This is a genomic window from Desulfatibacillum alkenivorans DSM 16219, from assembly GCF_900142135.1.
GTDB classification, from domain to species: Bacteria; Desulfobacterota; Desulfobacteria; order Desulfobacterales; family Desulfatibacillaceae; genus Desulfatibacillum; species Desulfatibacillum alkenivorans.
The window spans coordinates 1-21,352 of sequence record NZ_FQZU01000063.1 but is presented as its reverse complement, the minus strand read 5'-3'; the positions used below and the strand labels follow the sequence as shown (position 1 = coordinate 21,352).

The window sequence follows — 21,352 nt, the reverse complement described above, 5'->3', positions numbered from 1 at the left end:
GAACGGCAACCGCAATTGCTGCGCGATGTGCTGAGGCGCTTACCCATACTCCAAGGAAAGGGGGTGATCGAGCATGACCTGTCGCGGACCCTGATGGAAAAGGCGGCAGCCCGTTTCGCCACATTGACCCTCATTGAAGAAGGCACCCCTGTCCTGGAAATCCCGGGACGAATCCACAACATCATCGAAAATCTGAAAGGAGAAGTGTCATGACTGAAAGGATTTTTCAGAGCGAGGCCCTGACCAACGGCTGGGCGAACATCACAAACGACGGCGTTAAAACATACTGGTTTGACACGGATCAGGTCTTCCCCAAAATCTATTCCTTAGACAAGGCGGGAATCCCGGCATACTGGGATGACGTGCCGTATAGCGAGGAAATCATCAAGGAATGCACCCACGACGACGTTTGCTGCCTCATCCTTTCGTCCGGCAAGACCAAGGTGCTGGTGGTCGTCCATGCCAGTCTGCCGCACGTCGCCATGCACGGCCGGGCGACCAAGGAAATCCCGTGGGCCGAGTACACCACCGAGGGATTCTGGTCCATCAAGAAGCACATCGGGCCATACCAATTGGACGCGGCGGTCATCAACCCCACGATGGAAACCCTGGAGAAGCTCGGGGTCCTGAAATCCATCATCCAGAAATTTGTCAAGGACGCCAAACTGATTGAAGGAGGAGCCGATGAATCCCCTGCTGATGCAGATGGAACGGATCAAGACGGCGCTGAGGAGTAGTGACCATGATGCGGCGGCCCGTCTCCTGGTGAACATGCTGGCCAGTGATGACTTGTTCGCCTACTGGTCAGCATGCAGCCAAGGGTCCGAACGCATCCCGAACATCCTGCGGTACGTGAGCCGCATCGTCTTTGACCCGGACATCCCAACCGCATCCGTCAACCTCCTGGAAGGAACCGTTCATTTGTCCCCGGACTTCTTCCTGGAACACATGACCGGCCCGGAGGACGTTTTGTTCATTCTGCTGCACGAACGGAATCACCTGATCCTGCACAAGCTGTGGCCTGATTTGGTGGGGCATGAATATCCGCCGGCATTACGGAATTGGGCCGAGGACGTGTACATCAATGCCATGGCCAGACGCCAGGTTCTGTCCACCCTGCCGGAAAGATTCTATTCGGACGGGGACTCCATGCAGTTGGTCCTCACTGGGAGGCACAGCGCGGTGGATTGGCAGGAGATTGCCTACAAAGCCGAGGGCCGCAACCTTCTCAAGGACGCTCACGCTTCGATGTACTGGCAGGCGGCTGAACTGCTGGCCGCGATCCAGGAACCACATGTTGAGCGCGATGAATACAACGGCTTTCACCAGTGGATACACTTGGTGTTCGAATGGTGGAAGGCCAAGCAGAGGGAGAATCGTCAACAATCAAAGGACATGACCGAGGCAATGGAAAACATCCCTCCGTTGATAGCCAACCACGAACACGGGCCGGTCCAGACGGAGATGCCCGCCATGAACCACCCGGATCGGCAAGGCGTTGAGGTGCATGCCATCCCGGACATTTCACCCAACGATCCGATTGTGAAGATGATCCTGGCCACCTGCGAAATCCCGGAAATCCGGACCAAGTTTGAAATGTTCAACGATGCCAAGGTCCGGATGGTGGAAACGCTGATCGGCGGGGTCGTCAGCCAGCGGGCCATTGTGTGCGAGCACGAGGGGTATTCGGTGACGGTGCCGCATACGGTCACCCGCAAGGATGCCTTTCACATGGCCACGGGCGCGGCTCCGGTCCTCTGGCAGCATTTCTACGGCATGGAGAAACCGGCCGTGGATTTGTACGTGGACGTATCCGGGTCCATGTCGAAGTATTACATGTTCATCCCGTACATTTATCAATCCATCCTCCATGTGGTCGGCCGCATCTTCCAATTTTCTACGAAGGTCGTGGAGGTGGACCACGGCGAGCGGTGTTTGTTTACCACGGGCGGGACCAGTTTCAACGTGGTGGCCGAGCACATGACCCAGGAGAGTGTTCGATGGGCAATTCTGGTGAGCGATGGATTGTCAGCGTTGAACTCGAATCTGGAAAGGTCCCTGGATCGACAGCTTGAGCACCTAGTTTATCTCAAGGTCCAGCACAATACGCATCGGAATTGGGAGAAGCTGGCCAAGGATGTGGTTCTCTTGGAGGGCGGCTCATGATCAATCCTGATTACGCAACCGCACTGCATGTGGCCATGAATTTGGTTCGCCAACATGTGGATGACGCGGCATTCAAGGAATTGATCCGGGTGCCCAAGGTGAAAAAGGTGCGGTCCATGCCGGGATTGTTCCGGCTGGTGGTGGGCATCCTCGCCGAAGCCAAGGCAGTCCGGAAGAATGTCCCCGACATCGAGGTTCTGGCAAAACCCTTGTTCGGAATCAATCCTAAGAAGGTAGCGGCCTGCGCCGAGAAGCCCGGCCGGTTGGAACGACGCCTTTCAAAGATGGTGGTAGGGTGGCCGGCGGAAGGGATGGAACCCTTCGTACACGGCGTAGTGGAAGGGGCCCGGACTTTGATGGCCTGCAACACGGCATCGGGATTCCATCGGTTCGTGGAGGAGTTCTACGCCCGCAAGGACTGCATGATTGCCTCGTCCCTGCCACTGGTCCTGGAGAAGGAAATACCGGGCCTCGGTTTCTCGGGATCGTGCCGGTTTCTGAACCTGGCTGGTCACCCCGTGTTCTTCCTCGTGGACCCCAAGGTGCGGGCCGTCCTGTTCGACGCCGGGCTAACGGAAACCCGTGGTCTGTACGATTCCTTCTTCGCCGTTTTGGAAATGGCGGACCAGGGGAAGGTCCACCCCCATCCAGTACATTCAATCCTGTCCGCCCTGGTGGCCAACAATCTCCAAACGCTCTACCTGGAAAAGCTGGCCGACCAAACCTAACCCAAAAACGACATCGTGTCGTTTTTCCGACGATCCCAATCAAATCCGGCATGCCGCTTTTGAAGCAAGCGGCGGATTCGCCACATGCCGAAGGGGTGTTTCCGTGGATCGTCAAAACAACAGAAAGGAGTGAAAGCCAATGGTGAAAGGGTTCTTCTGCGAAAAGACCGATGAACAAATCCCGTTTGACGAATGCCTCCAATGCGCCCGGTCCCGATTGAATCGGAAACTCGATTGCCCGTTCGACGAGGCGGTGATCGCCGGGATGATTGACAACATCAAAAATAAGGTCGGCATCAGTGTGACCATGATCTCCGGTTGCCATCGGGCCGCGTTCATTCAACAGCATTACGACACCTGGGTGTATCCGTCCGGTATGTACTGGGCGTTCCGTGGCCAAATTGCGCACAAGGTCATGGAGGAGGCCGCACTGCATGATGATGCCGTGATCGAGACACGGTTTGAAAAAGATTGGGAAGGCATCCGCGTGGAGGGGACCCCGGACCTGATCGTTCCATCGCAACGGGTGCTCAAGGATTACAAGACCACGGTGAACATCCCTTCTTACCTGAACAAAGACCGCCTCATCCTCGCCTACGAAAACCACCGGGTGCAGGTGAACCTCTATGCCTGGCTCGTTCCTCACGACATCGAGGAATTGGAGGTCGTGTACATGAGCATGGAGGAGACGCGCATTTGCCCGGTGGAAGTCTGGGCCGAAACCTCAACGAAGAAAACCTATATGACCGTGGACCGGTACATGGAGGAAAACCTGGTTCCCCTGTACGAGGCCCTGGAATCCGAAACCATGCCGCCCTATGCCCGCACCTGGGCATGCGAGGAATATTGCGGCGTCTCGGACATCTGCTACCGGGAACTGAAAAAGGAACTCATGGCCGCGCGCCGGGTGGTCCCCCTGAAAAAGAAAGGAAAGAAAAATGGCGATACCGCTCAAGCAAGCGGCTGATGGACAAACGGTAAGGCATGAATGGACTGCGGATGAGATTGTCCAACAGGCTCGAAAGGTTCTGGACATCAAGGACAACGCCATGACGGAGGGGGTTCACTTCGGGGTGATACCCGGATGCCGGAAACCCTCCCTTTGGAAAGCCGGGGCCGAAAAATTGTGCCAGGCATTCAGATTGGAACCGCGATTCGAAACGGTGGCGCGAGACGATCCCGACCGGACAGTGGAATGGGAGAAAATCGAATATCAGACACGGAGAAAGATCACCGGCACAACGAAAGGGTTCCTGGAGTACCGGGCGTCTTGCTCCCTTGTCCACATCCCCACCGGCGAGGCATGGGTCCGAAATGTAGGCGGGGTGTGCAATAATTATGAATCAAAGTACCGGACGATGAATCCATATGATGTGGCCAACACCCTCGAAAAAATGGCCGAAAAACGGGCCTTCGTGGCGGCGGTGCTCATAGCCACCGCTGCGAGTGACATCTTCACCCAGGACATCGAGGACCTCCCTCACCTCAACGGGGAGAATGGGAATGGTCGGCAGCGGCAAACGATTCCAACACGGCAGGCTCAAACCCAGACACCGCCCCGAACTCATAACAATGCTGAGTATGAACACCGCGATGAATCCGTGCGGTGCGCCACCGACAAACAGGTCGCCTACATCCGTGGTCAACTGGAACGCAAAGGCATACCCGCAAAGGATTTCTTTAAAGACTGGGAGGAGGAGTTCGACAGCTTGGACACCATCCCCTTCAATCTCGTCAACGATGTTCTGGCATGGATACGGGAGCAATAGCGGCGCATGGTATCGGACAAAAAATTGGTAACCCTGTATCGGGAGGCCCGGGATTTTCTGGAAGCCATTGCAGGCCGGGACGTCGAGGAACTGCTCGCCTTCACCCGTTACGCAAAAGTGACGGACATGCAAGAGGTGTTCTGGCGGTTTGCTCGTTCGTTGTGCAACAAGCGGGGCATGCCCGCCACCATCGGCGACGTGGACGACCTCGAACCGTTTCTGTTTGGGTTCGATCCTGTGCGCACCGCCGACAAGTACGGGGGTGACTGGCGTCGGCTCTTTACCGCCATCCGGGAAGGGTACACCCCGCCCGGCCCCATGGACATGAGCCGGGAGGGCAGCTATTGGGTTGTCTTCACGAAGGGTCTTTTGTCCGGGGCGTTGTTCCTGTCGAGGATCGGCACATTCTCCGGGTTCGAGAATTTCGTGGCTGGTTTTGCCCATCACCCCATTGCCCTGGCCGGACTGCCCATCATTATTGAAAGGTTTATCTACGGCATGGGGTTCCCATTGGCCTGCGATTGGCTCAGGGAAATGGGTTACACGGATTATGCGAAACCGGACATCCACGTGCTGACCATCTTCATTGAATGCGGGATCGTCAGGGAGTGGGACACGTTTCAATCCTTCAAAATTTTGGCGCACATGGGCAGGCTGGTGGGTGAGCCCCCCGCCGTGGTGGACAAGGTGTTGTGGTTCATCGGGTCCGGCCGGTTTCTGCCCGGTGATGAACCCGTGACCCGTTATCGGAATGCCTTTGTTGAGTACGTGAATCCCATGATGGAGAAACTTTAAGAAATGTGCGGCTTTTGCATGGAACGCCTGGCCCTCATGGTGGCAGACACGGAAAGCAAAGGCGGGTGCTACGACCTGCCTGAAAACGCAAGTCTCTTCGAGATTGCCATGGTTCTCCAGGAAACCGCGCATCCGTTGAAGGTTCTGTCCGTTCATGATCCGGAGCACCTGAAGGATCGAGACTTGGCGACCATTGTGCGGATCAGAACAATGCTGAGTCCGACATCCTGGGTTCATGATCTCCTGGTGGAAAAGATCATCGGGAATGCCGACCCCATTCCACCTTTGATGGGCAAGGTGCTCGATGCCATCAACAGTGAGGACGTTGATTTTCTGCGCGAGGTCATCATCAACCCCGTGACCACCCCGGATTTCATCGGGTTCGATCTGTGGGCGCAGCGGCTGGCGGTTCGGCACATGGTTGAGGCTTTCGGAGGGGATGCCATTATGCCGTTTGAACCGAAAGTCCGGCCGGCACTGGCTTTCTATGCTGGGTTGGCCCTTGGTCAACAGGACCGGAACCGTTTAGCTGCTTCTATGGAAAAGGTCTCGGGTATGCCGGATGTGGATGACGTGGAACTGGAAGAATTTGCGAACCTGCTCAAAGGAGAATGACATGCGTGAGCATTACGAGGGATTCGAGAAGGAAGAGTTGTTCCATCTGGTCCTGCGCCGGGCACTCGACGACTGCCCCACCATCAAGGCCCGGACCATAAAAAGAATCATCCATCAAATCGCCCCGGATTTCATGGATGGTCTTTTCGAGGCAAAGCCGTGCGTTAGAAAATTGCGGTACGTGGGGTGCGGGGGCCTGTGCTGCGAATTTCCAACCGGTGACGCACCCCACGACAACGGCCTGGTCCTCGGCCAGGTGTACGAGTCGAAGCTTTTCAACGGGGCGACGTACAAACTCAAGGACCGGGATGACTGGATCGGGGCCGCGCATTTTGAATGGGTGAAAGGCGCCGCCGATTTTTAAGAGAATATCCATTTTCTTAAAAATATCGGCATTATCCGCCATGTTTTCATAACAATCCGGTATGCAATCCTAAAAATCCGCATCCGTTTTCAGCCGGTGCCGCATGGAACCGGAGGCAGGAGGAGTGTTTCCAGTGAAACTATACCAGATCAGTCGAGATAAATTCATGTCCAGCGAGGAGGTGCGACAGTTGCTAAAGGTATGCGAGGACCAGGCCATCATTGACCAGGCCAAGGGGCGGAAGACCTGGGTGACTCGGTACGTGCTGGTCCACCTGGCCCTGCATTCCGGCCTACGGGTGAGCGAACTGGCCGCCCTGAACATCGGTGATCTGCACCTGACCGGCCGTGAGACCTACCTTGTGGTGCGGAGCGGCAAGGGTGGCAAGCGCCGTGATGTGTACCTGGATCGGGGGATCGTGAAGCACCTCAAGGAATACGTCGCGCACAAGGGGAAGGCTTGGCAGGAGCCGGTGGATGGAAGTGCGCCGCTGTTCATGGGCCGGTCAGGTCATTTTACGGAAACCGCGTTGCACCTGTCCTTTCGCAAAGCCGTGGAGGCCGCCGGGTTGTCGAGGCGTTATTCGATCCATGCGGCGCGGCACACATACGCGACCATCCTCCTGGCGAAGACTCAAAATCTCCGGTTCGTTCAAAAGCAGTTGGGCCATGCGTCCCTGAACATGACCGCCCTATATGCCGATGTTTTACCCGAACAGAATCAGGACCTGGCCAACGCCATGGCCGAATAGCGAATAACTGAAACGCGAAGACGGTGGAGCCGTCCCCGCAAAGCGGGGGCGGTTTCGTACTTTTGGGAAACCATCAACAACAAGGAGGTGCATCATGTGGAACATCCCGAGTCCCGAGAGATTGGCCCGGATACCCCGGTTGTACGACACCGAGGGCATTCCGGTGGAGGACAAGCTGATCTATCTTCATTTCTTCATCGGCGGATGCCACTGGTACATTGCCGAATACGACGGTGACGACCTGTTCTTCGGGTACGCGGTCTTGAACGGAGACTACCTGAACGCGGAGTGGGGGTATGTGTCGTTCTCCGAACTCAAGTCCGTCAAGGTAGGCTGGCTTGAAGTGGACTGCGAAGCGGAGGACGCCTGGCGAGTGAGGCCCGCGAGGGAGGTGAAGGGGGTTAGGTCTTGAAGAAGGTTATTGGCATAATCGCATTGCTTAATTTTGCTTCTGCATGCTATACTGCAATTCAACAATCCATTTTTTTAAGGTGATGCCTTTTAATTATTTCTTGCTTCTGGCGAGATGGTGTGGCCATGCTAAAAAAACTTACCAAGCCAATGCTCATTATCGCTTTGGGTCTGGTTTTGGGCTTCCCCCTGTTTTCTCTGACCTACTATGCCATGGTCCGCACATCTACGCCCCAATTCTGTGCGTCCTGCCACGAGATTCGGCCTGCCTATAACGACTGGAAAACCTCTTCCCATGTGAACAATGCCCAGGGTTTTGTCGCGGACTGCATGGACTGCCACCTTCCCGCTCCGCATGACACCTGGAATTTCTTCTATGCAAAGACCGCTCACGGCATCAAGGATGTTGCCGCCCATGTGATGGGCAACGAATATGACCGGCAGGAGCAGCGCGAGAACGCATACGCCGCATTCAAGAACAGCCAGTGCCAAAAATGCCACAGGAACATTTTATACATCCCGGATAAACGGGGTGCCATGCTGGCGCACCGTTCGGTGCTCTACCCACGGCCGGGTTATGAAAAGCGCTGTGTGGACTGCCACAGGAACCTGGTCCATGTGCCACGGGAAATTTATGCGTACAAACAATACCAACCCCCTTATCGCGGGCAGGGGCTATAGCCGCACCCCAAAAAAAAGAAGGAGGACGATTGTGAAAAGACATATCTTGAACCCAGTGGGGGCCGCGTGTTTTGTCCTTGCCCTGGCCGCGCTGCTTTTATTGCCATTCGGGAATGGGCCTGAGGCCGGGAACATGCCAAAGGTCAAGGAATACCGCATTGAGCGGAGCATGCCAAAGGAAGCCGTGGCCTGCATCGAATGCCATAAGAAGGAGCAGCCGGGCATTTTCGCGGATTGGGCCGCCAGCAGGCACGCCAGCGCGAACATTACCTGCCTGGATTGCCATCAGGCGGAATCCTTTGACCCGGATGTGAGCCAGAGCCATTTCAAACAATATGAGAAGAGTGATTCACCCTACGGCTCCAAGGAATACAGGGTGCCGGTTTCCGGGGTGGTCACGCCCAAGGATTGCTCCCGCTGTCATCCTGACGAGGCGACCCAGTATTCCAGAAGTAAGCACGCCAATACGATAGAGATTATCTGGAAGATTGACCCGTGGCTGAATGACGGCATGAACTCCAGCCTGGAGCGGCAAAGCGGGTGTTTCCATTGCCACGGCACGGTTCTCAAGCAGAAGGATGGCGGGCTCGACCCTTCCACATGGCCGAACGTGGGAGTGGGGCGGGTTAACCTGGATGGAAGCAAGGGGTCATGCACAAGCTGCCACACACGGCACCGTTTTTCGGTCATGGAGGCCCGCAAACCCGAAGCCTGCGGCCAATGTCACCTGGGTCCCGACCACCCGCAGATTGAAATCTTCACGGAATCCAAGCACGGCGACATCTACACGGCATTCGGCGATCAATACAATTGGGACGCGGCCCCAGGCACATGGACCCCGGGAGTGGATTACCGGGCACCCACCTGCGCCTCTTGTCATATGTCCGGCGCGGGAACGGTCCTGACCAGTCACGATGTCACCGAGCGCCTTGCCTGGGAAATCCAGGCCCCCAAAACGGTTCGGCCTTCCGATTTCAAGCCCTTTCCCGCAAAGACCAACCACGAGACGGAGCGGGAAAAGATGAAGGCCGTGTGTATGCAGTGCCACGGGCAAACCTGGGTGGACGGTCACTTCAACAAATTCGACAGTGTCGTGGCTGAATATGATTCGGTCTACTTCGCCCCGGCAAATGAAATGCTGGCCCAACTTTACGAAAAGGGCGTTTTGGCCAAGCCGCCTTTTTTCGATGAGGCGTTGGAAGTGGAGTTCTACGAGTTATGGCATCATGAGGGGCGAAGGGCCAGGATGGGGGCGGCCATGATGGCACCGGACTATGCCTGGTGGCACGGTTTTTATGAGTGCAAGAAGCGCTATAACTCCTTCATGCACGAGGCGAGAACCATGCTGGAATCTGGAGAAAAAGCATACAAGGCAAAGGACTTTCCCGGAGCTACTGGCAGCACCACAAAGCCTCCGGAGGTTTTCAGCGGCAAATAATTTGTTTTGTAACAAACGAAAACGGCCCCCTCCCATCGCCACGGGAGGGGGCCGGCGTGTTTTCGCGTCTTACTTCCCTGCCATCATGGCGGCGATGTCCTCCTCGACCGTGCCGATGGGCTTGATGTCGAATTTTTCCACCAGCACATTGGCCACGGTCGGGGATAGAAAGCCCGGAAGGGTCGGTCCCAGGCGGATGCCCTTGACCCCGAGGAACAGGAGGGCCAACAGAACGGCCACGGCCTTTTGCTCGTACCAGGCGATGTCGTAGGAAATGGGCAGTTCGTTGATGTCCTCCAGGCCGAACACCTCCTTGAGCTTCAGGGCGATCACGGCCAGGGAGTAACAGTCGTTGCACTGCCCTGCGTCCAGAACCCTGGGGATTCCGCCGATGTCGCCCAGGGCGAGCTTGTTATAGCGGTACTTGGCGCACCCCGCCGTAAGGATGACCGTGTCTTTGGGCAGATTTTCCGCCACCTCGGTAAAATATCCACGCGCCTTCTGGCGGCCGTCGCATCCGGCCATCACCACGAAGCGCTTGATGGCCCCCGATTTCACAGCGTCAATGACCTTGTCGGCCAGGGCGAGGACCTGGTTGTGGGCGAATCCTCCCACGATTTTGCCGGATTCGATCTCCACCGGCGGCTGGCAGGTTTTCGCCAACTCGATCACCGGAGAAAAATCCTTTGCCCCTCCGGCCTGCCGCATCTCAATGTGTTTCGCACCCGGATAGTTGACCACGCCGGTGGTGAACAGCCTGTCCAGGTAGGTGTTGTCCTTTTTGATCGGGATCAGGCAGTTGGTGGTCAAAATGATGGGGCCGTTGAAGGACTCGAAGTCTTTGTTCTGATGCCACCACGACCCGCCGTAGTTGCCCGCGAAGTGGTCGTACTTCTTGAAGGCCGGATAGTAGTTGGCGGGCAACATTTCCCCATGGGTGTAAACATCCACCCCGGTTCCTTCGGTCTGCTTGAGCAGTTCCTCCATGTCTTTGAGGTCGTGGCCCGAGATCAGGATGCCCGGATTGTTCCGGACACCGATGTTAACCTCGGTGATTTCCGGATTCCCGTAGGCCGCAGTGTTTGCCCCGTCCAGAAGGGCCATGGTGGCGACCGCAGTCTCACCCGCCTTCATGACCATGGCGATCATTTCATCCACGGGAAGGTCCTTGGTGGTGGAAGCCAGGGCCTCCATGAGAAAACCGTAGATGTCGTCCTTCTCCTGCCCGAGGATCGCGGCATGGTCGGCATAGGCGGCGATCCCCTTGCAACCGATGATAAGGAGTTCGCGGAGAGAGCGCACATCTTCGTTTTGGGCTGCCGTGATGCGGACCTCGTCGGACTTGGCCTTGGCCACGATTTCATCCTTGTCATCCGATACCCAGGTGACGCAATCCGGGAGATCGCCCGCCAGGTCGGCACCGGCCTTTTCCTTGAGGCCGTTCCGGACCTTGAGCGCTTTCCTGATCCGGTTGATGAGCACGTCATCGTCCCATGCCACGTTGGTAATGGTGGTGAAAAGGGCCTCGCAGATGAAGCGACCAGCATCTCTGTCCACCTCGCCCTTTTCCTTCAGCTTTTCCCCGCAGACCGCGATGCCCTTGCAAGCGTAGATGAGCAGGTCTTGAAGGTCCGCCGTCTCTTCGGGTTTACCGCAGACGCCCCTGACGGTGCACCCCTGGTTTTTCGCCGTTTCCTGACACTGAAAACAAAACATGGTCTTCCTCCTTGTTGAGTGTGAAAAATCAGATTTGTGGATACCCGGATGATACAGACTAAAGTTGCCGATGCCGCTCCGCTATCTGGTCGGCCATATCCGACAGGGCGGCCTTTTCTTCTTTTTTCGGGATTCCTTTGCCCAGAACCGGCGGCAGAATCTCGACCTTCAGGTTCGGCAGGGCGGCGGCAACCTGATCCACCACCTTGGTGCCCCACCCGTAAGACCCGATGATGGAGGCATACTTGGCTTTGGGCCGTATGAGATTAGCAAGGGCCGCCGCATACAGTGCCTTGGGATGCGGGCCGGTGAGCACGGTAGGCGTTGCGATCACGACGGTGGCCGCGTCCACCAGGGCCATGGCCAGCTTGCCGATGTCCACTTCGGACAGGTCGAAGCGCATCACGCCCACATCACGCTGAACAAGCTCATCGGTCAAAAAATCCACCATCATGCGGGTGCTGCCGTGCATGGACACGTAAGGGACAACCACCAGGTTATGGGGCTTGCCCGATATCCATTCCCGGTAGGCGTCCAGAATAAAGGCGGGCTCATCATAAAGGGAGCCGTGACTCGGCGCGATGAGTTGGATGTCATAAGAGGCCAAGCGCTCCAGGTGTCTGGCGATGAGCTTGGCAAAAGGCATCATGATTTCGGCGTAATAGCGTTTGGCCGCCTCGAAGACCCGGGCCTTGTCCCTGACGAAAAGATCGGTGCTGGCGATGTGGGAGCCGAAGAGGTCGCAGGAAAAGAGAATCCCGTCTTCCTTCAGCCAGGTGACCATGGTTTCGGGCCAGTGGACCCAGGGCATGTGCAGAAATTCCAAAGTCCGGCCGCCCAGATCCAGGGTTTCGCCATCCGCCACAGTCTGAAACCGGTCCTCGGGGATTTCAAAACGGTCCATGAGCATGGCCTTGCATTTTTCCGTGCAGATGGCCTTGGCATCCGGATATTTTTCCAGGACCGCAGGCACCCCGCCCGAATGATCAGGTTCGGCGTGGTGGGAGATGACGTAGTCTATCTTTTCCACGTCCTGGAGTTGATCCAGAATTTCCGATACCAAAGGGATGTCCACCGTGTCGAACAGGACGGTTTTGTCCTGGCCATGGACGAGGTAGGCGTTGTAGGTGGTGCCGTCCGGCAGAGGAATCAGGGCGTCAAAAAGACGGCGGTCCCAGTCCAGGGAGCCCATCCAGAAAATACCTTCCTTGATCTGTCTTGGTTTCATCTTGTCCTCCTTATCTCTTGAGTTGTTCCACTAATGCGGCATATTTTTCATGAATCATCTTCCGGTCGAACTCCCCAAAAGCCTCCAACATGGCGTCCTGTTCCTCCTGGCTGAAAAGTTTTTCCGTGGACGGGAAGAAGACCTTGTCCTCCTTGCGGATGTGCTCGGGGTAGAACCGGGCCAGGATTTCCAGTTGCTCGATGATTGCGGAAACGGCCTCGCGGTTTCCGGCGGCATATTCGTTTTTGGCGTCTACAAGAGCCTTGACTGTTTTGCGCCCAAACTTGTGCTCCTCCACCAGTTCCTCCATGAGGGCCTGGTCGGAGGCGGACATTTTCTTTCCCGCCAGTTCCTTGAACAGGATGTCCTCCTCCTTGCCGTGGTGGGTCCGGTCCGCATACGTCCTGACAAAATCCACCACCGTGTCTATGAAAACCGGGTCCGCGTCTCGGGTGTCCTTCATGGATGAGATTTCCCTGCGGACGATTTCCAGCATGCGTTCGATGAGCCGATGCTCGATCATGAGAGGGCCTCTTGGTTTCATTGTTCAGCCTCCATCATTTGGTTTGATTCCGGTTTCCCTGAACGGCATGTCCGGCTATGGCATCAAACTTTCCAAAACGACCCGTCACAGCCAAAACTCCGGGTAACGCCGTTTTTCAGGAATGTTGTTTATGATCAGGGCGATGATAAGCATGACCAACGCGCCCAGTCCTACGGGAATGATCGCGTACAGATACCCGAGGCCATGGATTTTGTTACTTCCGATCACGGCGATGAGCGCTGTTGCCCCTCCGGGAGGATGCAGGGTCTTGGTCGCGTGCATGATGAAAATCGCAGTGGAGACAGCCAGCGCCGAGGCCAACCACATCTGACCGGAAAAAATCTTATAGACCGTCACACCGATTATGGCCGACAGGACATGTCCGCCGATGAGGTTTCGTGGCTGAGCCAGCGGGCTCCTTACCGCACCATATATCAAAACGGCGGATGCGCCAAATGACCCTATAATCAAGGCCATGTCAAAGCTGTCCAAATACTGGTAGTGGATGAAGGCAATCACGGCGATGCCGAGGAATGAGCCGATCCACGACCAAACCATCTCAAACAGGCTGACACGCGGAGGGCTTTTCGTCAGGCCCCTCATTTTCCTAAAAAAGCTCATGACAGGGCCTCCTAAAAAACCTTGGCGCAATAGGATTCAACAATATCGCCGCGTGAAACAATTCCAGCCAGACGCCCTTTGTCATCCACCACCGGAACCCTGTTTATCCGATGCTCCGCAAGCATCTTGGAAAGCTCGGATATGGTGTTTCCCTTTTGGGCGGTGATTGCCGGAGAAGTCATGATGTCCTTTGCCGTTTTTCCTTTAATCGGCATGGCGACGCATCCGCGATTGGAAAGGCACTCGGCAATCACAGCCATGAATGATCCGTTTTTCTCGGCTCCCATTTTCAACAGGAAATCCCTCTCGGAAATGACCCCGACGACGGTCTGGGTCTCGTCAACCACGGGAACCCCCGATACATTCATCTCATCCATCCTTCTCGCCGCTTCGGATAACGGAGTGTCCGGCCCGACGGAAACAACCTTCCGCGTCATGATGTCCTCCGCCTTCACCAGATGGGACAGCCTTTCGATGGCGTGGCGGTAGGCGATTCCATAGATTTCCTGGAAATCCGAAGGCGTTATGTCAATGTAGCCGCTGATGGATTTCATCGCGGCGAGAATGTCCTCATCAGACATTTCCACGGAAGATGCTCCGAAGATTCCGCATTGGTCTTTGCTTGTCATAATGTTCTCCTCCAGAGGGGACGCAAGTCTTGCCTTTTTACTTTTCGGCAAGTGACCCGATGGATTTTCCGTAGTCGGCCTCGGCCATGTGATAGTCGAGCCGGGACGTAACCAATGCGGCCTGGGCGCGCAGCACCATGTGCTCCGAATCCAAAAGGTCGCTCAATGTTCCCGCGCCCGAACCGTAACGTTGCCTTTCGGCCCGCAGGCTCTCATCCGCGCTCCGCACAAGAGATTCCGATGCCTGGACGGACCGGAATGCTTCCAGCACTCTGAGGTGGCTGTTCCACACCTCCCTTTTCACGTCCTGAATCAGTTTTTCGCGAAGGGCCTTTTGCCTTCGCCACTCGGCCTTTTTTGCGGCAAGGCCATGCGTGTCGGCAAAACCGTTGAAGATGGGTATCCGTACGCTGACCCCGGCGAGCCATTGCTGGTCTTCCGGAACGAACTCATCATCCTGCCAGCCATAACCAGCCTCGCCTTCAACCCGAGGCATGAACGCGGATTTCGCCCCCCGGATTCCCGACTTCGCCGCATCTATTTGGTTCTGGATTGCGAGGATTTCCGGGCGTGATTGGATGGCCTTGGAAAAGGCCGCCTCCATGTCCGAATCATCAGGCTTTTGAAATTCCCGAATTTCCCGGTCCACCCGGATTAAGGAATCCACAGGCAGGCCCATGGCGCTGTTCAAACCGGCCCGCGTCGTTTCCACCAGGGCCTCGGCGCGTACAAGGCCAAGCCCGGCGTCCTCGACCTCCACCCGCACCCTCAGCACTTCCGCCTTGACGGCCGCGCCCGCTTTTCTTCGCTTTTCCACCAGTTCCAGATGCTCCCTGCTCCGCGCCAGGCTCCCCTTTGCCACGTCCATGGTTTCCATGGCCGCCAAGTGGCTGAAAAACGCATGGTGGACACCCAGAATGATCTCCTGATGAGCCCTGTCCACCTCGTTTTCGGCAGCCCCTCTCCTTGCCCTGGCTTCCTCCAGCATGGCCCTGCGGCGGCCTCCGTCAAAAAGAGTGAGACGGGCCGATACGTAGGCGACCCAGTCATCGGTGGGACCGATCTGGGTGGACAGGCCCGGCTGAACCAGGTCGCTGGGGAGAAAGGCATGCCTCTGCCACCGGCTGTACCCGGTTCTGGCATCCACCTCCGGGTAGTAATGTGCCCTGGCCCCTTCAGCCTTCTCCCTTGCGGCCGAAAAACCCTCGGACGCCGCCAGCTTCAGAGGATTCCGCTCCAGGGCGATGCGCACGCAATCTTCCAGGCCCAGGGCTCGCTCCGCAACGTCCGCATCCTCCGCCAAAACAGTAACCGGCCCTAAGAATTGTAGGGCGAACAACAGCACAAAGCCGGAAAGCAGCAGCGCCCTCCACGGTCTTGATTTCTTTTTTCTCAATATGGGAAACATGGAGAAGCCTCCTGTCAGGACAATGTTTTTTTGAATTTCTTGGATGCCAGCCAGAGTATGGCGAGCCCCATGACCAAAAGCGCAACCATCTGGGGCCAGAGCACCTGGGGGCCGACCCCTTTCAGGAAAATGCCCCGGACGATGACCAGAAAATAGCGCAAGGGGTTCAGGTAGGTGATCCATTGGATGACCACCGGCATGTTGGCGATGGGAAACATGAAGCCGGAAAGCAGCACCGCCGGAAAATAGAAAAAGAAGGAACTCATCATGGCCTGCTGCTGGGTCTGGCTCACCGTGGAGATGAGCAGCCCCACCCCCAGGGTCGTCATGAGGTACAATGCCGTGCTGGCGAAAAGCAAAAGGAGGTTTCCCCGGATGGGGACATGGAACCAGAACACGCCGATCACTGTGATGAGGATCACGTCCGCGAACCCGATGAGGGCGAACGGCAGGGTCTTTCCCAGGATGAACTCTTTTTGGGTGATGGGCGTCACCATGATCTGTTCCATCGTGCCAATCTCCTTTTCACGGACCACGGCCATGGTGGTGAGCATGAGCGTAATGAGCATCACGATGATGGCGATCACGCCGGGCACGTAAAAGTTGCGGCTCTCCAGGTTTTCGTTGAACCAGGCCCGGGTGGCGAGCGTAACGCCGCCCGAAGGGGCCTTGCCCAGGAGCCTCTCCATCCGGGTGACCAGGATTTTTTCGGAGTATTCTCCCACGATCTTGGCCGAGTAGTTGAGCACGATACCCGCCGTGTTGGAGTCGGTTCCATCCACGAGGACTTGCAGGTTCGCGGTGCGCCCGGCTTCCAGATCGGCCCCGAATCCTTTGTTCATGTGGAGCACGGCCTGGACTTCGCTCCGGTCCATGAGGCCCTGAACGGTCTCGCCCGTTTCGGGATGAAACAGGATGTCGAAATACCCGGACCGCTCGAACCGGGCCGCGAGTTCCCGGCTGGCCCGGCTGTTGTCCAGGTCCCACACGGCGGTGGAGACGTGCTTCACGTCCGTGGTCACCGCATAACCGAAGACCAGAACCTGGATGATGGGCATGAGAAAAATCACGCCCTTCATCTTGGGGTCGCGGAATATCTGGATGAACTCCTTGATGAGCATGTGCTTGATACGCTCGAACATGGCTACACCAGCTTCTTCTTGAATTTGACGTTTGCCAGAAGCACCACAACGATACCGAAAACCGCCAGAAGCCCTGCCTCCACGAAAAGAATCTCCAGGCCGATGCCCTTGAGATAGATGCCCTTCAAAAGCGCCACGAAATACCGGGCCGGGACCAAGTGTGTCATGACCTGGATGGGCCGGGGCATGTTGGCAATGGCGTACATGAACCCGGACAGGAGAAACGAAGGCAGAAAGGTCACCACCATGGCCAGCTGGCTTGCCAGAAGCTGGCTCTTTGTGACTATGGAAATGAGCATGCCCACCGAGAGCGCACCGGCCAAAAAGATCGCCGCCATGAAGAAAAGCAGGGCCGCACTGCCGCGAAGGGGGACATGGAACATGTACTCGCCCATGAGCACGGCCAAAAAAACATCGAACATGCCGATGACGAAGTAGGGCAGAAACTTTCCCAGGATCAGTTCCGGCCCCTTCACTGGCGTGGAGATGAGCTGCTCCATGGTGCCGCGCTCCCATTCCCGGGCCACGGTCAGCGATGTCAAAAGCGCCGCAATCACCATCATGATGACCGCGATGAGCCCGGGAATGATGTAGTTTTTCGATTCCATGTCGGGGTTGAACCAGACGCGGGGCCGCATATCCACGGGCAGGGAGGAGGATTTACCGGCAAGCCTCTGTTCCAATTCCATCATGACCCTGCGGGACCACGTCGCGGCCACGGTGTCCGCGTAGCCCATGGCGATGGTGGCGGTGTTGGAGTCGCTCCCGTCCACGATGAATTGCACGGGGATTTCCTGCCCGGTCGAGGCGGTTTCGGAAAAATCCTCCGGGATCACGAGAAAGGCCAGGGCCTCGCCCGAGTCTATGCAGTGCCGGGCCTTTTCATAACCGTCCACATGCCGGACGATGGTGAAATACGGGGACGCGGAAAAACGGCTGATGAAATCGCGGCTTGCGGGAGTGGCGTCCCGGTCCCAGACCGCGATGGGCACGTCGTCCACGTCCAGAGTGAGGGCGTACCCGAAAAGCACCAGAAGGAGCATGGGGATGGCGATGGCCATGGCAAGGCTGCGGGGGTCCCGGAAAATGTGGAGAAACTCCTTGCGTGCCACGGCGAAAATCCTCATGGGTTTCATCCGGCCACCTCCTTTTGCGGCTGCTGGGCGCGGTCCCGGGCCTCGATGAGCGAGACGAACACGTCCTCCAGCGAAGGGGTGATGCCTTCAACCCGGGTGGGGAGATACCCTTCCATTTCCAGGAAGCTTCTCAAAGCCCCCACAGTTTTTCCCGCATCGTCCGCCACCACGTGCAGGCCCCTGCCGAACAGGGCCGCCTCCTTCACGCCCTGTACCTTCTCGACAGCCTCCATGGCGTCCTGGGGCCGGTCGCAGGCCACCTCCAGGACATCTTCCTTCATGTGCTCGTTCTTGAGTTCCTCCGGTGTCCCCAGGGCAATGAGCTCCCCCCGGTACACGAGCCCGATCCGGTCGCAGTATTCGGCCTCGTCCATGTAGTGAGTCGTGACGAAAACCGTGACGCCCTTGCCCGTGAGTTCATAAATGAGGTCCCAGAATTTCCGGCGGCTCATGGGGTCCACGCCGGAGGTGGGCTCGTCCAGGAAGATGACGGGCGGCTCGTGCAGAATGGCGCACCCCAGGGCCAGGCGCTGCTTCCACCCTCCGGAAAGGATGGCGGTCCTGGCGTCCCGGTGGCTGGCAAGCCCCGCCATTTCGATCACCCATTCCTTGCGCTCCTTCTTTTTTTCCCGGGGTATCCGGTAGATGCCGCTGTAAAAATCAATGTTCTCCTCCACGGTGAGGTCCTCGTAGAGGGAAAACTTCTGGCTCATGTATCCGATGTGAGCCTTGATCTTTTCGCTCTGGGTCATGATGTCGAACCCCGCCACCGAGCCCGCGCCCGAGGTGGGAGCCAGAATGCCGCAGAGCATGCGGATGGTGGTGGACTTGCCCGCTCCGTTGGGACCCAGGAATCCGAATATCTCCCCGGGCGACACGTCGAAGGAGACGCGATCAACCGCGGTAAATGAACCGAAGCGCCTGGTGAGGTCCCGGACGGTGACGGCGTGTTTCGTATCCGTGACGGTCATTCGCGCCTTCCTCCATCCTTGCCCAGCACGGACACGAAAACATCCTCCAGCGAGGGCTCGATGAGACGTGCGCCGGACACTTCCACGCCCGCCTTTGAAAGAATCCGGATCGTCTCCGCCTCAGTATTTTCCGGCGTATCGGTGACCACGTGGACCCGGTCCCCGAACAGACCCACCTCGGCGTCCGGCAGGCTTTTTTTCAGAATTTCCTTTGCCTGGCGCGGACGTGCGGCCCGCACCTCGACGATGGACCCGCGCATGAGCTTCTTGACCTGCCCGGGCGTGCCCAGGGCCATGAGCCTTCCCTCGTGCATGAGCCCGATCCGGTTACACCGTTCCGCTTCGTCCAGGTAGGCGGTGGATACGAATATGGTCACCTTCTCCTTGAGCAGCTGGTACAGAATGCGCCAGAAATCGCGCCGCGAGGCCGGGTCCACGCCGTTGGTGGGCTCGTCCAGGAAAAGGACCTCGGGAGTGTGGATGAGCGCGCAGGCAAGGCCCAGCTTTTGTTTCATGCCTCCGGAAAGGTTTCCCGCGTGTCGTTTCTTGAAGGGCGTCAGGTTGGAAAAGGACAGGAGCCGCTCGATCTTTTCCGCCCGCCCTTTGCGCGGCACCCCGTAGATGTCGGCGTAAAATTCCATGTTTTCCATGACCGAGAGGTCGGGGTACAGGCCGAACCGCTGGCTCATGTAACCGATCCTCTCCTTCACGGCCTCGGCTTCGGAAACGGTGTCCCTTCCGCAGACCCGGGCCTGGCCCGAATCCGGGTCCATGATGGAGGTCAGCAGGCGCATGGTCGTGGTCTTGCCCGCGCCGTCCGGCCCCACCAGGCCGAAAATCTCCCCGTGGTCCACGGACAGGGTGAGTCCGTCCACCGCCGCAACAGGACCGAAAGATTTGGAGAGATTTTCGGATGCGATTGCCGGTTGCATCATCCACCCGCCCTTCCCAGTAGAATTACGCCGTCGGCCGGCATCCCCGGTTTGAGTTCCATGTTCCGGTTGGCGATTTCCACCTTGATGCGGTAAACGAGTTTGACCCGCTCCTCCTGGGTCTGCACGTTCTTTGGCGTGAACTCCGCCTCCGATGAGATGAAGGAAACCGTCCCGGCATAAACCTTCCCGGGATAGGTGTCCGTGCTCACCCGGACCTTGTCGCCCACCTTCACCCTGCCCAGGTCGGCCTCGTTGATGTAGGCCCGCATCCAGACGTTCTCCATGTCCGCGACCGTGACCACGGGCGTTCCGGGAGAGACGTACTCTCCCGCCTCCACGTTCTCCGAAAGCACCAGCCCGGACAAAGGGGAGCTCAACTCCGCATAGCCCAGGCGGGTCCGGGCCAACGCAAGGGCCTGCCTGGCTTTCTCCAGCTGGGCCTGCGCCTTCCGGATGGCTTCCTCCCGGGGGCCTTTCTTGACCAGGGCGTGGCGGGCCTCGGCCTGCTTTACGGCTTCGCGGGCTTGGTCAATCCGTTCCTTTCTTGGCCCCTCCAGGACCAGGTTCAGTCTTTCCGTGACTTCCTGGAGCCTTTTTTGAGCAGCCTCGTGCGCGGCCCGCGTGCGTTCAAAATCCTGGTCCGAAACCACGTCCTGTTCGTGCAGACTTTTCTGGCGCTCGTACTCCCCTTGCCAACGGTCGGCCTCGGCCTTTGCTCCCTGCACCGCAGCCCTTGCGGCCGCCACCTCCTGGGGCCTGGACCCTGCCAGCAACTCATCCAGGGCGGCTTTGGCCTGGAGGTACAGGGCTTCGGCCTCCTTGATCTCCTCGGGCCGGGACCCGGCCGTCAATTCATCCAGCGCAGCCCGGGCCGCCTCGACTTCCGCCTCCCGCAACGCCGATTCCTGCTCCAGGTCCGTCTTGTCCAGGCGGGCCACTTCTTGGCCCATCTCCACCCTCCGGCCTTCCGATACGAGCCTCTCGCTCACAAGCCCCGGGATTTTGAAACTCAGCCTGGCGTCCGTCACCTCGATGTTTCCGGATACCCGAACCGCGTTGGGATCGGACCGGCCGTCACGGTCCAGGAACCGGGTCACGGCCACAGTCCCGGCAACGGCCAGCGCCACCAGGGGAATAATGATTTTCTTCTTCATGAACCGCCTCCTGTGGGGGCTTTCTTGTCAATCTCCGTGCTGCCCGCCCTCATATGGGCGGGGCGATGGTCACCAAAACCCGCATATCGGTGTCCGCCCGCACTCCATGAGGCTCGGCGATGTCGCAGATAAGCACATCCCCGGTCTTGG

At 57.6% G+C, this 21,352-nt stretch carries 24 protein-coding genes; 13 read left to right on the top strand and 11 right to left on the bottom strand.

The annotated features are described in order from the left end of the window. The 13 genes from BUE18_RS28160 to BUE18_RS25925 form a co-directional block, all read left to right on the top strand. Nucleotides 1–213 (top strand): hypothetical protein (locus BUE18_RS28160; RefSeq protein WP_211482846.1); only part of this gene is annotated, 213 nt, incomplete at its 5' end. Next, the gene (locus tag BUE18_RS25980) at nucleotides 210–737 is read left to right on the top strand and encodes a hypothetical protein (RefSeq protein WP_073479054.1); all 528 of its coding nucleotides are present in this window, start codon (nucleotides 210–212) and stop codon (nucleotides 735–737) included. The genes BUE18_RS28160 and BUE18_RS25980, both read left to right, overlap by 4 nt. Next, the gene (locus tag BUE18_RS25975; protein WP_073479053.1) at nucleotides 685–2,166 is read left to right on the top strand and encodes a hypothetical protein; all 1,482 of its coding nucleotides are present in this window, start codon (nucleotides 685–687) and stop codon (nucleotides 2,164–2,166) included. Before BUE18_RS25980 ends, BUE18_RS25975 begins: the two co-directional genes overlap by 53 nt. Then, the gene (locus tag BUE18_RS25970) at nucleotides 2,163–2,894 is read left to right on the top strand and encodes a hypothetical protein (protein ID WP_073479052.1); all 732 of its coding nucleotides are present in this window, start codon (nucleotides 2,163–2,165) and stop codon (nucleotides 2,892–2,894) included. Before BUE18_RS25975 ends, BUE18_RS25970 begins: the two co-directional genes overlap by 4 nt. 139 nt (nucleotides 2,895–3,033) lie before the next feature. Next, nucleotides 3,034–3,861, top strand: coding sequence for a PD-(D/E)XK nuclease family protein (locus tag BUE18_RS25965; RefSeq protein ID WP_073479051.1), 828 nt, complete (start codon nucleotides 3,034–3,036; stop codon nucleotides 3,859–3,861). Then, a complete protein-coding gene (locus BUE18_RS25960) occupies nucleotides 3,833–4,663 on the top strand; it encodes a hypothetical protein (RefSeq protein ID WP_073479050.1) in 831 nt (276 codons plus the stop codon). The genes BUE18_RS25965 and BUE18_RS25960 overlap by 29 nt, the downstream gene beginning before the upstream one ends. 6 nt (nucleotides 4,664–4,669) lie before the next feature. Then, a complete protein-coding gene (locus tag BUE18_RS25955) occupies nucleotides 4,670–5,458 on the top strand; it encodes a hypothetical protein (protein WP_073479049.1) in 789 nt (262 codons plus the stop codon). Between the two features lie 18 nt (nucleotides 5,459–5,476). Then, nucleotides 5,477–6,073, top strand: a complete 597-nt coding sequence (locus BUE18_RS25950; protein ID WP_139264951.1) for a hypothetical protein — start codon at nucleotides 5,477–5,479, stop codon at nucleotides 6,071–6,073. A 1-nt stretch (nucleotide 6,074) separates the two neighbouring features. Further along, nucleotides 6,075–6,437: a hypothetical protein gene (locus BUE18_RS25945; RefSeq protein ID WP_073479047.1), complete on the top strand. Its 363-nt coding sequence runs from the start codon at nucleotides 6,075–6,077 to the stop codon at nucleotides 6,435–6,437. Nucleotides 6,438–6,540: 103 nt separating this feature from the next. Further along, complete coding sequence (locus BUE18_RS25940) at nucleotides 6,541–7,188, top strand: tyrosine-type recombinase/integrase (RefSeq protein ID WP_083611300.1); 648 nt, start codon at nucleotides 6,541–6,543, stop codon at nucleotides 7,186–7,188. A 94-nt stretch (nucleotides 7,189–7,282) separates the two neighbouring features. Further along, complete coding sequence (locus BUE18_RS25935; RefSeq protein WP_073479045.1) at nucleotides 7,283–7,600, top strand: DUF2958 domain-containing protein; 318 nt, start codon at nucleotides 7,283–7,285, stop codon at nucleotides 7,598–7,600. Between the two features lie 125 nt (nucleotides 7,601–7,725). Further along, nucleotides 7,726–8,280 carry a cytochrome c3 family protein gene (locus BUE18_RS25930; protein ID WP_073479057.1) on the top strand — a complete coding sequence of 185 codons (555 nt, stop codon included), beginning with the start codon at nucleotides 7,726–7,728 and terminating at the stop codon, nucleotides 8,278–8,280. Between the two features lie 82 nt (nucleotides 8,281–8,362). Continuing rightward, complete coding sequence (locus tag BUE18_RS25925) at nucleotides 8,363–9,718, top strand: multiheme c-type cytochrome (protein WP_073479056.1); 1,356 nt, start codon at nucleotides 8,363–8,365, stop codon at nucleotides 9,716–9,718. Nucleotides 9,719–9,787: 69 nt separating this feature from the next. On the opposite strand, the gene hcp is transcribed toward BUE18_RS25925, so the two are convergent. From hcp to BUE18_RS25870, 11 genes are all read right to left on the bottom strand, one after another. Beyond that, nucleotides 9,788–11,434: a hydroxylamine reductase gene (gene hcp / locus BUE18_RS25920; protein ID WP_073479044.1), complete on the bottom strand. Its 1,647-nt coding sequence runs from the start codon at nucleotides 11,432–11,434 to the stop codon at nucleotides 9,788–9,790. A 58-nt stretch (nucleotides 11,435–11,492) separates the two neighbouring features. Further along, nucleotides 11,493–12,662 carry an FprA family A-type flavoprotein gene (locus BUE18_RS25915; RefSeq protein WP_073479043.1) on the bottom strand — a complete coding sequence of 390 codons (1,170 nt, stop codon included), beginning with the start codon at nucleotides 12,660–12,662 and terminating at the stop codon, nucleotides 11,493–11,495. A 10-nt stretch (nucleotides 12,663–12,672) separates the two neighbouring features. Continuing rightward, on the bottom strand, nucleotides 12,673–13,206 hold the full coding sequence (locus BUE18_RS25910; protein ID WP_073479042.1) for a hemerythrin domain-containing protein: 534 nt from the start codon (nucleotides 13,204–13,206) through the stop codon (nucleotides 12,673–12,675). Nucleotides 13,207–13,290: 84 nt separating this feature from the next. Further along, on the bottom strand, nucleotides 13,291–13,827 hold the full coding sequence (locus tag BUE18_RS25905; RefSeq protein WP_073479041.1) for an HPP family protein: 537 nt from the start codon (nucleotides 13,825–13,827) through the stop codon (nucleotides 13,291–13,293). 11 nt (nucleotides 13,828–13,838) lie between these two features. Beyond that, nucleotides 13,839–14,456 (bottom strand): CBS domain-containing protein, encoded by a 618-nt coding sequence (locus BUE18_RS25900; RefSeq protein ID WP_073479040.1) that lies wholly within the window; start codon nucleotides 14,454–14,456, stop codon nucleotides 13,839–13,841. A gap of 37 nt (nucleotides 14,457–14,493) precedes the next feature. Next, nucleotides 14,494–15,864, bottom strand: coding sequence for a TolC family protein (locus BUE18_RS25895; RefSeq protein ID WP_073479039.1), 1,371 nt, complete (start codon nucleotides 15,862–15,864; stop codon nucleotides 14,494–14,496). Nucleotides 15,865–15,878: 14 nt separating this feature from the next. Further along, a complete protein-coding gene (locus BUE18_RS25890; protein ID WP_073479038.1) occupies nucleotides 15,879–17,006 on the bottom strand; it encodes an ABC transporter permease in 1,128 nt (375 codons plus the stop codon). A gap of 2 nt (nucleotides 17,007–17,008) precedes the next feature. Then, nucleotides 17,009–18,142, bottom strand: a complete 1,134-nt coding sequence (locus tag BUE18_RS25885; protein ID WP_073479037.1) for an ABC transporter permease — start codon at nucleotides 18,140–18,142, stop codon at nucleotides 17,009–17,011. Then, on the bottom strand, nucleotides 18,139–19,113 hold the full coding sequence (locus BUE18_RS25880; protein WP_073479036.1) for an ABC transporter ATP-binding protein: 975 nt from the start codon (nucleotides 19,111–19,113) through the stop codon (nucleotides 18,139–18,141). The genes BUE18_RS25885 and BUE18_RS25880 overlap by 4 nt, the downstream gene beginning before the upstream one ends. Continuing rightward, nucleotides 19,110–20,048 (bottom strand): ABC transporter ATP-binding protein, encoded by a 939-nt coding sequence (locus BUE18_RS25875; protein ID WP_211482845.1) that lies wholly within the window; start codon nucleotides 20,046–20,048, stop codon nucleotides 19,110–19,112. The genes BUE18_RS25880 and BUE18_RS25875 overlap by 4 nt, the downstream gene beginning before the upstream one ends. Beyond that, complete coding sequence (locus tag BUE18_RS25870; protein ID WP_073479035.1) at nucleotides 20,045–21,202, bottom strand: HlyD family secretion protein; 1,158 nt, start codon at nucleotides 21,200–21,202, stop codon at nucleotides 20,045–20,047. Before BUE18_RS25870 ends, BUE18_RS25875 begins: the two co-directional genes overlap by 4 nt. Between the last annotated feature and the right edge of the window lie 150 nt (nucleotides 21,203–21,352).

What these genes read in the sequence shown, in the direction of transcription:
- BUE18_RS25980 (WP_073479054.1), top strand. Translation starts at nt 210, where the DNA reads ATGACTGAAAGGATTTTTCAGAGCGAGGCCCTGACCAACGGCTGGGCG.
- BUE18_RS25975 (WP_073479053.1), top strand. Translation starts at nt 685, where the DNA reads ATGAATCCCCTGCTGATGCAGATGGAACGGATCAAGACGGCGCTGAGG.
- BUE18_RS25970 (WP_073479052.1), top strand. Translation starts at nt 2,163, where the DNA reads ATGATCAATCCTGATTACGCAACCGCACTGCATGTGGCCATGAATTTG.
- BUE18_RS25965 (WP_073479051.1), top strand. Translation starts at nt 3,034, where the DNA reads ATGGTGAAAGGGTTCTTCTGCGAAAAGACCGATGAACAAATCCCGTTT.
- BUE18_RS25960 (WP_073479050.1), top strand. Translation starts at nt 3,833, where the DNA reads ATGGCGATACCGCTCAAGCAAGCGGCTGATGGACAAACGGTAAGGCAT.
- BUE18_RS25955 (WP_073479049.1), top strand. Translation starts at nt 4,670, where the DNA reads ATGGTATCGGACAAAAAATTGGTAACCCTGTATCGGGAGGCCCGGGAT.
- BUE18_RS25950 (WP_139264951.1), top strand. Translation starts at nt 5,477, where the DNA reads ATGGAACGCCTGGCCCTCATGGTGGCAGACACGGAAAGCAAAGGCGGG.
- BUE18_RS25945 (WP_073479047.1), top strand. Translation starts at nt 6,075, where the DNA reads ATGCGTGAGCATTACGAGGGATTCGAGAAGGAAGAGTTGTTCCATCTG.
- BUE18_RS25940 (WP_083611300.1), top strand. Translation starts at nt 6,541, where the DNA reads ATGGAACCGGAGGCAGGAGGAGTGTTTCCAGTGAAACTATACCAGATC.
- BUE18_RS25935 (WP_073479045.1), top strand. Translation starts at nt 7,283, where the DNA reads ATGTGGAACATCCCGAGTCCCGAGAGATTGGCCCGGATACCCCGGTTG.
- BUE18_RS25930 (WP_073479057.1), top strand. Translation starts at nt 7,726, where the DNA reads ATGCTAAAAAAACTTACCAAGCCAATGCTCATTATCGCTTTGGGTCTG.
- hcp (WP_073479044.1), bottom strand. Translation starts at nt 11,434, where the DNA reads ATGTTTTGTTTTCAGTGTCAGGAAACGGCGAAAAACCAGGGGTGCACC.
- BUE18_RS25915 (WP_073479043.1), bottom strand. Translation starts at nt 12,662, where the DNA reads ATGAAACCAAGACAGATCAAGGAAGGTATTTTCTGGATGGGCTCCCTG.
- BUE18_RS25910 (WP_073479042.1), bottom strand. Translation starts at nt 13,206, where the DNA reads ATGAAACCAAGAGGCCCTCTCATGATCGAGCATCGGCTCATCGAACGC.
- BUE18_RS25905 (WP_073479041.1), bottom strand. Translation starts at nt 13,827, where the DNA reads ATGAGCTTTTTTAGGAAAATGAGGGGCCTGACGAAAAGCCCTCCGCGT.
- BUE18_RS25900 (WP_073479040.1), bottom strand. Translation starts at nt 14,456, where the DNA reads ATGACAAGCAAAGACCAATGCGGAATCTTCGGAGCATCTTCCGTGGAA.
- BUE18_RS25895 (WP_073479039.1), bottom strand. Translation starts at nt 15,864, where the DNA reads ATGTTTCCCATATTGAGAAAAAAGAAATCAAGACCGTGGAGGGCGCTG.
- BUE18_RS25890 (WP_073479038.1), bottom strand. Translation starts at nt 17,006, where the DNA reads ATGTTCGAGCGTATCAAGCACATGCTCATCAAGGAGTTCATCCAGATA.
- BUE18_RS25885 (WP_073479037.1), bottom strand. Translation starts at nt 18,142, where the DNA reads ATGAAACCCATGAGGATTTTCGCCGTGGCACGCAAGGAGTTTCTCCAC.
- BUE18_RS25880 (WP_073479036.1), bottom strand. Translation starts at nt 19,113, where the DNA reads ATGACCGTCACGGATACGAAACACGCCGTCACCGTCCGGGACCTCACC.
- BUE18_RS25875 (WP_211482845.1), bottom strand. Translation starts at nt 20,048, where the DNA reads ATGATGCAACCGGCAATCGCATCCGAAAATCTCTCCAAATCTTTCGGT.
- BUE18_RS25870 (WP_073479035.1), bottom strand. Translation starts at nt 21,202, where the DNA reads ATGAAGAAGAAAATCATTATTCCCCTGGTGGCGCTGGCCGTTGCCGGG.